Annotated in this window: 13 protein-coding genes; all 13 read left to right on the forward strand. The window is 29.8% G+C overall.

Features of this window, described 5'->3' with window-relative positions:
- Positions 1-103 precede the first annotated feature (103 nt).
- Entirely contained in the window at positions 104-946 is an 843-nt protein-coding gene (locus B0A65_RS04060; RefSeq protein ID WP_123890272.1) for a glycosyltransferase family protein, read from the forward strand.
- Between the two features lie 22 nt (positions 947-968).
- Positions 969-1,892: a glycosyltransferase family 2 protein gene (locus B0A65_RS04065; RefSeq protein ID WP_074659401.1), complete on the forward strand. Its 924-nt coding sequence runs from the start codon at positions 969-971 to the stop codon at positions 1,890-1,892.
- Between the two features lie 190 nt (positions 1,893-2,082).
- Positions 2,083-3,249, forward strand: coding sequence for a glycosyltransferase family 4 protein (locus B0A65_RS04070; RefSeq protein WP_074659402.1), 1,167 nt, complete (start codon positions 2,083-2,085; stop codon positions 3,247-3,249).
- A gap of 3 nt (positions 3,250-3,252) precedes the next feature.
- The gene (locus B0A65_RS04075) at positions 3,253-4,440 is read left to right on the forward strand and encodes an EpsG family protein (protein ID WP_074659403.1); all 1,188 of its coding nucleotides are present in this window, start codon (positions 3,253-3,255) and stop codon (positions 4,438-4,440) included.
- Complete coding sequence (locus tag B0A65_RS04080) at positions 4,430-5,197, forward strand: glycosyltransferase family 2 protein (protein ID WP_207556406.1); 768 nt, start codon at positions 4,430-4,432, stop codon at positions 5,195-5,197. The genes B0A65_RS04075 and B0A65_RS04080 overlap by 11 nt, the downstream gene beginning before the upstream one ends.
- Before the next feature lie 86 nt (positions 5,198-5,283).
- Positions 5,284-6,390 carry a glycosyltransferase gene (locus B0A65_RS04085; RefSeq protein ID WP_083370423.1) on the forward strand — a complete coding sequence of 369 codons (1,107 nt, stop codon included), beginning with the start codon at positions 5,284-5,286 and terminating at the stop codon, positions 6,388-6,390.
- A complete protein-coding gene (locus B0A65_RS04090) occupies positions 6,383-7,288 on the forward strand; it encodes an NAD-dependent epimerase/dehydratase family protein (protein ID WP_074659405.1) in 906 nt (301 codons plus the stop codon). Before B0A65_RS04085 ends, B0A65_RS04090 begins: the two co-directional genes overlap by 8 nt.
- Positions 7,288-8,253 carry an MraY family glycosyltransferase gene (locus B0A65_RS04095; RefSeq protein ID WP_074659406.1) on the forward strand — a complete coding sequence of 322 codons (966 nt, stop codon included), beginning with the start codon at positions 7,288-7,290 and terminating at the stop codon, positions 8,251-8,253. The genes B0A65_RS04090 and B0A65_RS04095 overlap by 1 nt, the downstream gene beginning before the upstream one ends.
- Entirely contained in the window at positions 8,250-8,675 is a 426-nt protein-coding gene (locus tag B0A65_RS04100) for a cupin domain-containing protein (protein WP_074659407.1), read from the forward strand. Before B0A65_RS04095 ends, B0A65_RS04100 begins: the two co-directional genes overlap by 4 nt.
- Positions 8,668-9,807: a DegT/DnrJ/EryC1/StrS family aminotransferase gene (locus B0A65_RS04105; RefSeq protein WP_074659408.1), complete on the forward strand. Its 1,140-nt coding sequence runs from the start codon at positions 8,668-8,670 to the stop codon at positions 9,805-9,807. The genes B0A65_RS04100 and B0A65_RS04105 overlap by 8 nt, the downstream gene beginning before the upstream one ends.
- Positions 9,808-9,830: 23 nt before the next feature.
- On the forward strand, positions 9,831-10,379 hold the full coding sequence (rfbC, locus tag B0A65_RS04110) for a dTDP-4-dehydrorhamnose 3,5-epimerase (RefSeq protein WP_074659409.1): 549 nt from the start codon (positions 9,831-9,833) through the stop codon (positions 10,377-10,379).
- Entirely contained in the window at positions 10,379-11,224 is an 846-nt protein-coding gene (gene rfbD, locus B0A65_RS04115) for a dTDP-4-dehydrorhamnose reductase (protein ID WP_074659410.1), read from the forward strand. The genes rfbC and rfbD overlap by 1 nt, the downstream gene beginning before the upstream one ends.
- 70 nt (positions 11,225-11,294) lie before the next feature.
- Positions 11,295-12,179, forward strand: coding sequence for a glucose-1-phosphate thymidylyltransferase RfbA (rfbA, locus tag B0A65_RS04120; RefSeq protein WP_074659411.1), 885 nt, complete (start codon positions 11,295-11,297; stop codon positions 12,177-12,179).
- Positions 12,180-12,249 lie beyond the last annotated feature (70 nt).

Here is a 12,249-nt window from a genome sequence, read left to right on the forward strand (position 1 = left end):
GTAAAAAATTAATTCTATCATAAAATATTCAGTAAGAGCAATATGTTTAATATAGGTATATAAAAATTTTATTGCATTAAATTTAAATATGGATAATAAAAAAATGAAATTAGCAGCAATAGTAATAATTTATTATCCAGATATAAAGGACTTACAAAAAAATATTTTTAGATATATTGATGATATTGATAAATTGTTAATTTGGGATAATAGTCCAAGTGATAGTCAGACGTATAGAATTGCCTTAGATGGCTATGAGGATAAGGTAGAAGTCTTGACTACAGGAAAAAATGAATTTATCGCCTATCCATTGAATCAAGCCGTTAAATGGTGTATGGAAAATAATTTCACCCATTTACTTTCTATGGATCAGGATAGTTTATTTGACGTGGGAGAATTTAAATTATATAAAAACAGAGTACACAAAAACTTAGGAAATAAGAATGTAATATTTGGAGTTAATCCCAATAATAAGTTTAGAAAGCAAAATGATTTTTTACCTGTTAATTGGTTTATTACTTCAGGATCAATATACGATGTTAATATAATTAACAAACTAGGGGGGTTTAGAGAAGATTATAAAATTGATTGTGTAGATAATGAAATTTGTTATAGGACTAATTTGAATGGATATAGGACAGTAGTAGATACAAAATGCCATTTAAACCAAATATTTGGCAATCATAAAAAAACAATATTTGGATTTACAACCTTGGGGTACTCTCCTTTTAGAACATATTCTATCTTATGTAATCATATCTTGCTATGGAAACAATATCCACAGCAAATTGAGAAAGAATTAAAAAAAGAAATTGTTAAAGAATATTTTATTTACAGATTTGTAAAAATACTATTATCTGAAAATAGAAAAATTGATAAATCAATGGCTTTGTTTTATGGTTTTGTCGATGGTATTAGAGGCGTAAGAAAAAATAGATTTTGTTAAATTTAAATTTTTAATAAATAAAATGAAATGTTTCGTTTCTATAATAATAGTAAATTACAAAACAAAAGATTTACTGGTAGACTGTATCCTTTCCATATATGAAAAAACGGAGGATTTAGATTTTGAAATAATAATTGTTGATAATGACTCATGCGATGGTTCAGAACAACTAATTATTAATAAATTTCCAGAAATAAATTTTATTCAAAGTGGTTCAAATCTGGGATTTGGTCGAGCAAATAATTTAGGAATACATCAAGCAAAAGGGGATTATATTTTTTTTCTAAATTCTGACACAATCTTACTTAACAATGCTGTTACTATTCTTAGTAATTATTTAGATCAAAATATTGATGTTGCTATTTGCGGAGCTAATTTATATGATGAACATAAGAATCCTACCAATTCATTCAATCAGCTAATGCCAGGTCTCTATACTGATGCAGATGTTCTATTAGGTGGTTTTTTTTCAAAGATTTTGCATGGGAAAAATATTATTTTCAATTATTCTGAAAGAAATTTAATTTTAAATGGATATGTAACGGGTGCTGACATGATGGTTAGAAAAGATGTTTTGGATAAAGTGGGTTTTTTTGATCAGGACTTTTTTATGTACTATGAAGAGACTGAGTTAACATGGAGAATTAAAAGAGAAGGATATCTTGTCGTATCTGTTCCAGATGCCAAAATTGTTCATTTAGAAGGAGCCTCCGAAATAATAAAAGAAAATACAATGCGTCGTATTATAAAAAGCAAATATCTATACTTTGAAAAGACAAATAAAAAAGGATTGATTAAAATTTCATTCGTTCTTTTCCTTTTAACTGCATGGTCCAGAATAGCTCTTTTTAAAATTAAAGGTAACCAAGAACGAATTTCTTACTGGTTATCGTGTCTAAAATTAAATCATCAAGAATACAGTTTGTATAAGGAATCAAAAAATTAAGTAGTACAAAAATGAAAATAGATGGTGAATATTTAAATGTACTCCTTCTAAAGTCGACTATTAAAGAGGGTGTATTTGTTAGATAACAATCTATATTGAAAAAATAATAAATTAATAATGCATACTTCAATTATATGTGAGAGCTGGAAAGCTTGATACGTATGGTTTTTTAAGTTTAACTTCAACACTAATGAATATCTTATATTGTTGTTCTCCTCCTTTACTGGATTACTCTGCTGAACAAATAAATGATTTAAAAAAGCATGTCAACCTAAATGTAATTGTTTGGGTAAGTTTACATGCGCCTAATCATACAATTTTTAAATTAAAGGAACATGCTGCTTTAAATGGGATCTATACATTCGAAGAAATAAAGGACAAAATTGAAAATGTGCAGTTATTGGAAGAATATTTTAAAGGGTGTTCATCTGTTCATTTTGTTTTTTTTCCTCCAAAAATTGGAGTCAATATATTAAATATTACTTTGGCACTGCTCAAGCTCGTAAAACATATTAAACCTGAAATTGTTCATTTTGATGATATATCGGGAAGAATGTTAGCTTTTTTGTTAGTCTTGAAGAATAGAAATATCGTATTGAATGTTCACGATCCAGTTGCGCATTCTGGAGAAAAAAAATTAGGTTATTTTGTGATGCGTAAGATTATTTTTAGAAAAATTGCCGCTTTCGCCACCTTTTCGCATTACAGTAGAAAATTGTTTAAAAAAGTATTTCTTCCAATAGTACCCGTTGCTGATTTGAGACTTGTTCCGTACAATTCGTATGAAACATTAGGTACTAAAAAGATAATTGAGATCAATAAATCACCCAATGAAAAGGTACTTCTGTTTTTTGGAAGAATATCACCCTATAAGGGAATTGATGATCTACTTCATGTTTTTTCTAAAATAATTCAAAATTACCCTGAGAGTAAGTTAGTGATTGCAGGTAAAGGAAATTATTGTTATAAGATACCGGAAGAATTAGTTGGCTCATCATCATTAATTAGAATTAATAGATATATAGAAGAAAGCGAAATTAAATCATTATTCGAACAAGCTGATGTTTTGATTTGTCCGTATAAAGATGCGACTCAAAGTGGTGTTTTAATGACTGCTGCAGCTTTTAAAACTCCTGTGATTGTTTCTAATGTGGGAGCCCTTCCTGAATATATAAAGGATGGAGGTATTGGGTATGTTTACGATTTGAATGATGACAATGGGCTACAAAATTGTCTAATATCTTTTCTTACAGAGTCGGAGTCTATGGAAAAGCGTGTTATTTCTAATAATAATTTAGCAGTTTCAAGAAACAGTAGATTGCTGGTCAATCTATACGCTCAACTTTTATCACGATAGTAAATGATTCCATATGTTTTGTTTTTTAGTTTCCTTTTTATTATTTCATTATTCAATTTAGTAAAGATTGATTCCTTTGAAAAAATAGAGAAACTGCTTTTTTTTACGTTTTGGTTTGTAGTTGTATTTTTTATTGGGTTTCGATATAAAATGGCGAATGACTGGTATAACTATAATAACATAATTATTAGCATTGAACCATTTTGGGACGTGTTGTCAGGAAACGCGACAAATTTTCAAGCGGAAAAAGGTATTGAGTATGGATTTAAGATTTTAATCTCTCTAATCAATATGATTTTTGATCCTGAAACTAGCAGTAGTCTACAAGCGTTGACTGTCTTAGTTTCTGTATTTTGTTATACTGTACTGTTTTATTTTACATGGAAAGAAGATATCATAACTCATAAATTTTTATTTTTAGCTACTTTTCTCTCTTTTACGATGTTTAGGGAGTTTGATATTTTAAGACAGTCTATCGCTTTTTATATTTTTCTATTAAGCATCAGGTATATTAATAAAAGTTTTTTTAAATTTTTCTTTATAAATGTAATCGGATTCTTTTTTCATGTAAGCGCGCTGATCTTTATCCCTTTGTATTTTGTCTTTAAAAAAAAATTTAGTCGTGCTTTTGTACTGACTCTTTTGCTTTTGCACTTAATTACAATGATTACACATTTTTCTTTTGTTAATACTATATTAGAAAGGTTGAGTAATTATTTTCCAGAATTAATTTTTGCACAAAAATTGTACTTAAATTCAATAATGGTAGAACCGCAAAGTTCAATTAGTATCGTAGGGATTTTGTATGCGATATATCTTTTATTACTATTTGTTAATTATAAAAAAATTGATTTTAATAATTATAAATTAAGATTCTTTATTAATTCTTTTTTTATTTTTATAATAATCAATATTTTTTTCTCGGACTCAAAAGATATTGCGGATCGGTTCTCTTACTATTTTTATTTTGGTGTAGCTTTTGTTTTTGTTTATTTGATTAAATATATTCCCAAAATGCTCTATTTTCCCTACGTCTTATTAATATTGATTTTTCCTACTATTCGTTTTTCTAGAGTTATTTCTAATCCTATGACAAAAAGTGTTCTAGTACCATACCGAAATTACTTTTTTGTAACGCCAAGGGATGAAGATTATCTTTTGACTAAATGGAAAGAAAAGAATGAAGAATAATAATATGAAAATGAAAATATCTGTTTGCGTAGCCACCTATAATGGAGGGGATTTTATTAAAGCACAATTACAAAGCATATTAAAACAGCTATCTTATAACGATGAAATCATCATTTCTGATGATGGGTCGACTGATGAAACCATAAGTATTATTTCGTCCTTTTCCGATGCAAGAATCAGATTAATCCATAATGATTCATCTTATCTGAAATCCATAAAATCAAGTAGGTCTTATCAGGTTACTAAAAATTTTGAAAATGCCCTTGCTTATGCTACCGGAGAATATATTTTTTTATCGGATCAAGATGATGTATGGGAAGATGGCAAAGTAACAGGATGTATTTCACTACTTAAGGGCGAAAAGTGTAATCTTGTAGTTCATGATGCTACAGTTGTAGACGAATCGGATAATGTTATAATGCCTTCCTATTTTCGGAAGATAAATGCAAAGAAAGGTTTTTTTAGAAATATAATTAAAAATTCTTATTTAGGGTGTTGTATGGTTTTTGATCGAAGTGTATTGTTGCAGGCACTACCCTTTCCACAAAATCTTATCGCACATGATATGTGGATTGGTCTTGTTGCAGAGAAAATAGGGAAAGTGGTTTTTGTTGAAAAAAAATATATTCGCTATAAAAGACATAGCGCAGCAGTAACTGCTTCAGGTATGAAAAGTGATAACAGTCTAAATTTTAAAATATATTATAGAGTGCAATTTTTCTTTCAATACGTTAAAAAATTGTTTTTGATTAATTAAATATACACAAAAGCAGGAGTATTTGATTGCATGATAAGAGTGCGCAAAATTAATAAAAGAATAGTAATAAATAGTTAAGTTTCGTCATGAAAATACTGAATATCGTAAAATATTATCACCCTTGTCAAGGTGGAATGGAATCTGTTGTCAAAAATATTGTGGAAGGAGTAGTTGCCAATTCAGAAATAGCTGACTTTACAGTTTATTCCAATAACCATTTAAGAAGTTTTGGTAAAGATACGAAACGATTTGACCGTATTTGTGTAATCAAAGAAGTGACCCCCTTCTACTTAAAAAGCCAACCTCTTAATTTAAGATATCCGTCATTAAAGCAATTAATAAACGATCATGATGTCATTCATCATCATTATCCTTTTCCAACTATGGAAGTGTCCTTGCTAAGATATCTTGAAAGATTTGGCAGTAAGAAATTTATAATTACGTGGCATGCCAATATAAAAAATTCACGTTGGAGTTGGATAGAAAAGTATTATAATCCTGCAATAAAAAAATTGTTAGATAGAGCAGATCATATTGTTGTTACTTCACCGCAACTTTTTGAAGCTTCAGATGTTCTAAAAAATTACAAAGAAAAGATCAAAATTATTCCTTTAAGTTTTGATCCTAAATATAAAATTTTAAATAGTAAAAAATATCCTGAAAACAGAGAGTTTGAATTGCTTTTTGTAGGTAAACTAAGAAAATATAAGGGTGTAGAATACTTAATTAAAGCAATTGAACACTTACCCATTAAACTTAGTATTGTGGGAAATGGGGAAGAATTTTATAATTTAAACAAACAAATAGATGATTTAAAGATTCGGAATAAGGTAAGATTCATAACATTTGCTTCTGACGAAGAACTTGATGAAATTTACAAGAAATCAGATTTATTTATTTTACCTTCAATAAATGAAGCAGAAGCCTTTGGAGTAGTGCAATTAGAAGCAATGGCTAATGCATTACCAGTTATAAATACTTATCTTGATTCGGGAGTTCCTTTTGTATCATTGAATGATTTTTCGGGAATAACCGTTGAGCCTAAATCGTCAGAAGCCTTAAAGGCTGCAATTGCTACAATAATAAAAAATAAAGAGCTTTACGAATTCTTTTCCTCGAATGCTTTAGAACGATCGGGTTTGTTTACAAGAGAAAAAATGTCTCAATCTTATATGCGTATTTATAATGACTAAAATAATTTCGATAACGGGTAGTTCTGGTTTTGTCGGGCAAAACTTAATACAGTATTTAATGAGAAATTCGTTTTTAGTTGATCCTATTACTTTAAGACACCCAAATTGGAAGATCGCTGTCGGATCGGAAGCAATTATTCATTTAGCAGGTAAGGCACATGATACAAAAAATGCTAGTGATGCTTCAGAATATTTTAAAGTAAATACTGAATTAACAAAAGAATTGTTTGATATTTTTTTAGAAAGTGAAATTCACGACTTTATTTATTTCAGTAGTGTAAAATCAGTAGCTGATGAAGTTTCAGAGATTTTATACGAAAATGTCTTAGGTAATCCAATAACTCCATATGGACAATCCAAGTTACAAGCTGAAGAATATATTTTGTCGAAAAAGCTTCCTGAAGGTAAAAGACTTTTTATTATAAGACCTTGTATGATTCATGGTCCGGGTAATAAAGGAAATTTGAACTTACTCTATAATGTGGTGAAAAAGAGAATTCCTTATCCTTTGGCTGCATTTCAAAATGAAAGATCTTTTTTAGGAATTGATAACTTAAATTTTTTAGTTAAAGAAATTCTACTAAATAAAGAAATTCTGTCTGGAGTTTATAATTTTTCTGACGATGAAGTTTTATCAACAAATGACTTAATTCAAATTATATCTTCGACGTTAAATAAAAAAAATCTATCAATTGCTATCCCCAAACCGATTATAAATACAATAGCCAAGTTGGGAGATTTAATTAAACTTCCTTTAAATTCAGAGACTGTACAGAAGCTGACTGAAAATTATAGGGTGTCGAATCAAAAAATTAAGACAGCTTTAAAAATCAAAAAATTGCCATATACAGCGCAACAGGGATTAGAAAAAACAATTAAAAGCTTCATAAATAAATAATGGAATACACGATATTAGGAATTCTTTTAATGATTTTAATGTTACTCTACTTTAAAGTAGCAGACCGTTTTAATATTATTGACAAACCCAATGAAAGGAGTTCTCATACAGAAATAACATTAAGAGGCGGTGGAATCATTTTTTGGTTTTCTGCCTTGCTTTATTTTGTACAAAATATTCAAACCAATTATTTTTTCTTTACCGGAATTACTTTAGTTAGTTTGGTTAGTTTTTGGGATGATATTCAAAGCTTATCAAATAAAATCAGAATTTCAATTCATTTTTTATCGATTAGCTTAATTTTTTATGATTTAGGATTATTTGATCTGGTTCCGATTTGGGGAATTGCTATAGCTTATATTTTTGCAATTGGATTAATAAATGCCTATAATTTCATGGACGGAATTAATGGTATCACTGGACTTTATACTTTGGTAGTGATGGGATCATTACTATATGTTAATACAAAAATTCAGTTGTTTACAGACAGCAGTTTCATAAAATACGGAATGATTGCCAGTTTGGTTTTTCTGTTTTTTAATTATAGAAAAAAAGCTAAATGTTTTGCTGGTGATGTTGGGAGTATAGCAATTGCATTTTGGGTTATTTATCTCGTTTTAAAACTTATTTTAAATACGAATTCACTCGTCTGGCTTTTGTTTTTAGCAATTTATGGTGTTGATGCTATTTGTACAATTTTACATAGGCTGTATTTAAAACAAAATATTTTTGAAGCGCATCGTCTACATTTGTATCAGGTTTTGAGTAATGAATATAAAATTCAGCATAGAGTAGTTGCTGTCTATTATGCGTTAGCGCAAATTTTGATTTCTATTTTAGTTGTATTTCTCTATCAGAAAGTACAGGATGTAATATTGTTTTTGATTGTGATTGTTCCTTTACTGTTTGTTTATTCTTCTAAATTTTATTTGTTGAACAAGATTAATTTAAGACTAAAAGCATGATTCCTAAAGTAATTCAGGGTGGAAACTTCTCTGATAATCGGGGTACGATTTCTTATGTAAATGATTTTAGCTTCGAAGAAATTGAAAGATTTTATATCATTAGCAATTCTGATGAAAATCCGATTCGAGCCTGGCAGGGCCATAAGTTAGATGCTAAAAATTTTTACTGTCTTGCAGGATCTTTTAAAATTCATTTTATAAAAATTGATAATTGGGAAAATCCTTCTAAGGACCTGGTCTGTGAAAGCGTTTTTATGTCAGAAACTGATAGTAAAATAGTTCATATTCCAGCGGGATATGCAAATGCTGTTGAATCTTTAGAAAGTAATTCAAAATTAATATCATTTTCAACTTTACCCTTATCAAAAGTAAAAGAAGATGATGTTCGTTACCCATCAGACTATTGGAAAATAAATGGATAACAAACGAATTTATTTGTCCTTATCTCAACAAAGTGGTTTTGAGCTAGAATACGTTGAGAAGGCATTAGAAACGAATTGGATCACATCGGGAGGTCCTAATGTAAATGCTTTCGAAAGTATACTAGAGAATTTTTTGGCAGATGAACCATTTGTAACGGCCTTAAATTCTGGAACGTCAGCAATTCATTTGGCATTAATTTTATTAGGTGTAAAATATGGAGACGAGGTTATTTGCCAAAGTATGACTTTTTCAGCATCGGCAAATCCAATTTTGTACCAGGGAGCAATTCCTGTTTTTGTAGATAGCGAGCCGGATACCTGGAATATATGCCCAGATCAACTCGAAATTGCAATTAAGGAGAGAATTAAAAAAGGAAAAAAACCTAAAGCAATTATTACGGTACATTTATATGGCAATCCGTATAAGATTGATGAAATTCATGCAGTAGCAGATCGTTATGAAATTCCAATTATTGAAGATGCTGCTGAGGCTTTAGGAAGTAGTTATAAAAAAAAAAAATGTGGGACTTTTGGAGATTTGGGAATTCTTTCTTTTAATGGAAATAAAATTATTACAACCTCCAGTGGAGGAGCATTAATCTCAAAGTCAGACAAGTTAAAACAGAAAGCTATATTTTACGCGACTCAGTCCAAGGATGAAGCGGCGCATTATCAACATAGTGAAATTGGTTATAATTACAGAATGAGTAATATTTGTGCGGGAATTGGTCTCGGACAAATTAAAACTCTGGAAGATGCTATAACGAAAAGAAGAAATAATCATCTTTTCTACAAAGATGTTTTTGAAAAAATTAAAGATGTTGCGCTTTTTGAAGTTTTAAATGAAAATTATTTTTCTACTTACTGGCTTAACACTATTTTGATTGAGCCTGATAGTGAAAAAAATAGAAACCAGAAAAGTTTGAGATTAGCTTTTGAAGGTGCAAATATAGAAAGCCGCCCATTATGGAAGCCGATGCATTTACAACCCGTTTTCAAAAAATATCCGTATTACGGAAAAAAAGTCGCTGAAAGTTTATTTGAAAGAGGATTATGCCTGCCATCCGGATCTAATCTCACCAGTGAAGACAAAAAAAGAATCAAAGAAGTGATTGTTAATTTCTTTAAATAATTAAATAAGAATTATATTGGAATATGAAAATTGAAGAAACATTTATAAAAGACTTAGTAGTTGTTGAACCAACAGTTTTTGGAGACGAAAGAGGTTATTTTTTTGAAGCCTATAGTAAAACAAAATTTAAAGATTTAGGAATTGAGATCGAATTTGTTCAGGATAACCAATCTTTTTCAAAGAAAGGAACTTTAAGAGGTTTGCATTATCAGAATCCACCTTTTGCACAAACTAAATTAGTTCGTGTTTTAGAAGGTGAAATTATAGATGTAGCAGTCGATTTAAGAAAAGATTCTCCTACTTACGGAAAATCATTTAGTGTTTTGTTGTCAGCAGAAAATAAAAAACAGCTTTTAGTACCGCAAGGTTTTGCACATGGTTTCTCTGTTATAAGTGAAACAGCATCTGTAATGTATAAATGTGACCAGTTTTATAATAAAGCTTCTGAAGGAGGAATTAAATTTGATGATCCATCATTAAATATTGACTGGGGTATGAATTTAGATGAAGCGATCGTTTCAGAAAAAGATCAAATCCTGCCTTTTATAGATAATTGTAATAGTTTATTTTAATGAAAAAAATTCTTGTTACGGGTGCAAATGGTCAGTTAGGTTCAGAGTTGTCTGTCCTGGCCGCAAATTATCCAAAATACGAATGGATTTTTGCAGATAGAACTAAAGTTACATTAGATAATTTAGATTTACTTCAATTTCAGTTAAATGAAATTAATCCAGATATAATTTTTAATTGCGGGGCCTACACAGCAGTTGATAAAGCTGAAACAGAAAAAGAACTGGCTTTTACCATTAACTATTCTGCTATAGAGGTAATTGCAAAATATGCCAAGAAGAATACTGTGAAATTAATCCATATTTCGACAGATTATGTTTTTGACGGATCTTCCTCTGTAGCTTTAAATGAAGAGGCAGAAACAAATCCGATAAATATATATGGTGAAAGCAAAAGAGCTGGAGAAATAGCCTGTTTAAAAGAAAATCCGGATTCAATTATCATTAGGACTTCGTGGGTGTATAGCAAATTTGGAAATAATTTTGTTAAAACCATGCAACGATTAATGCAGGAAAGAGATGAAATTAATGTGGTAAATGATCAGATAGGTTCACCCACTTATGCAGCAGATTTGGCACAGGCAATGATCACTGTTTTACAATCTCCGAACTGGATTTCCGGAATTTATAATTATTCGAACGAAGGCGAAATAAGCTGGTATGAATTTGCATTGGCTATAAAAGAATTTGGAGGATACAATTGTAAAGTTGGCGGAATCGCATCAGCATCTTATCCAACTCCCGCAAAGCGTCCGGAATTTTCATTATTAGATAAGAAAAAAATTAGGGAGATTTATAATTTAGAAATTCCAAATTATAAAGAAAGTTTAAAAAAAATATTTATATAAATAATAGAGATATGATGGTTTCAGGTTTTCAGTAGGAAAATCTAAAATCTAAAATCTAAAATCAAAAATTATGAAAGGAATTATTTTAGCCGGAGGTTCTGGTACACGTTTACATCCTTTAACGCTTGCCATGAGTAAGCAAATGATGCCGGTGTATGACAAGCCTATGATTTATTATCCATTGTCAACATTAATGATGTCAGGAATAAGTGAAATATTGATTATTTCTACACCACATGATTTGCCGAATTTTAAAAAATTATTAGGTGACGGATCTACCCTTGGATGTAAATTCAGTTATGCAGAACAGGCTATTCCAAATGGTTTAGCACAGGCTTTTGTAATTGGAGAAGAGTTTATTGGTGATGATGATGTTGCATTAATATTAGGAGATAATATTTTCTTTGGTTCTAACATGCAGGAACTTTTAAAATCAAATACAAAACCACAAGGTGGAGTTGTTTTTGCTTATCATGTTTCGGATCCTGAACGTTATGGTGTTGTCGAATTTGATGAAAATTTTAAAGCTATTTCTATCGAAGAAAAACCAGAAGAGCCAAAATCTAGTTTTGCAGTCCCTGGTCTATATTTTTATGATAATTCAGTGGTTGAAATTGCTAAGAATATTAAGGCAAGTGCTCGTGGTGAATATGAAATTACAGATGTCAACAAAGTATATTTAGAAAAAGGGTTGTTAAAAGTTGGTATTTTAAGCAGGGGAACTGCCTGGCTGGATACAGGAACCTTTAATAGTTTGATGCAAGCGGGACAATTTGTCCAGGTACTAGAAGAAAGACAAGGATTGAAAGTAGGATGTATCGAAGAAATTGCCTGGAGACAGGGATTTATTTCAGATGATCAATTAGAAAAACTAGCATTACCTTTAGTTAAATCTGGATACGGTTCCTATCTAATTGAATTCTTAAAACAAAAAAGAAAAGGTGTTAAAGTCTAAATTACTAATAGAAATAATTTTTTAATACCTTTAATTTGTATTTTTGTAAGACATACAAATTTTGCAGAAT

The organism is Flavobacterium frigidimaris, assembly GCF_002217275.1.
Classification (GTDB): domain Bacteria; phylum Bacteroidota; class Bacteroidia; order Flavobacteriales; family Flavobacteriaceae; genus Flavobacterium; species Flavobacterium aquidurense.

Bases quoted from the DNA above. Each gene is read 5' to 3' on its own strand.
- B0A65_RS04065 (WP_074659401.1), top strand. From the start codon at position 969: ATGAAATGTTTCGTTTCTATAATAATAGTAAATTACAAAACAAAAGAT.
- rfbA (WP_074659411.1), top strand. From the start codon at position 11,295: ATGAAAGGAATTATTTTAGCCGGAGGTTCTGGTACACGTTTACATCCT.
- B0A65_RS04105 (WP_074659408.1), top strand. From the start codon at position 8,668: ATGGATAACAAACGAATTTATTTGTCCTTATCTCAACAAAGTGGTTTT.
- B0A65_RS04095 (WP_074659406.1), top strand. From the start codon at position 7,288: ATGGAATACACGATATTAGGAATTCTTTTAATGATTTTAATGTTACTC.
- B0A65_RS04085 (WP_083370423.1), top strand. From the start codon at position 5,284: ATGAAAATACTGAATATCGTAAAATATTATCACCCTTGTCAAGGTGGA.
- B0A65_RS04080 (WP_207556406.1), top strand. From the start codon at position 4,430: ATGAAGAATAATAATATGAAAATGAAAATATCTGTTTGCGTAGCCACC.
- B0A65_RS04060 (WP_123890272.1), top strand. From the start codon at position 104: ATGAAATTAGCAGCAATAGTAATAATTTATTATCCAGATATAAAGGAC.
- B0A65_RS04090 (WP_074659405.1), top strand. From the start codon at position 6,383: ATGACTAAAATAATTTCGATAACGGGTAGTTCTGGTTTTGTCGGGCAA.
- B0A65_RS04100 (WP_074659407.1), top strand. From the start codon at position 8,250: ATGATTCCTAAAGTAATTCAGGGTGGAAACTTCTCTGATAATCGGGGT.
- B0A65_RS04070 (WP_074659402.1), top strand. From the start codon at position 2,083: ATGAATATCTTATATTGTTGTTCTCCTCCTTTACTGGATTACTCTGCT.
- rfbC (WP_074659409.1), top strand. From the start codon at position 9,831: ATGAAAATTGAAGAAACATTTATAAAAGACTTAGTAGTTGTTGAACCA.
- rfbD (WP_074659410.1), top strand. From the start codon at position 10,379: ATGAAAAAAATTCTTGTTACGGGTGCAAATGGTCAGTTAGGTTCAGAG.
- B0A65_RS04075 (WP_074659403.1), top strand. From the start codon at position 3,253: ATGATTCCATATGTTTTGTTTTTTAGTTTCCTTTTTATTATTTCATTA.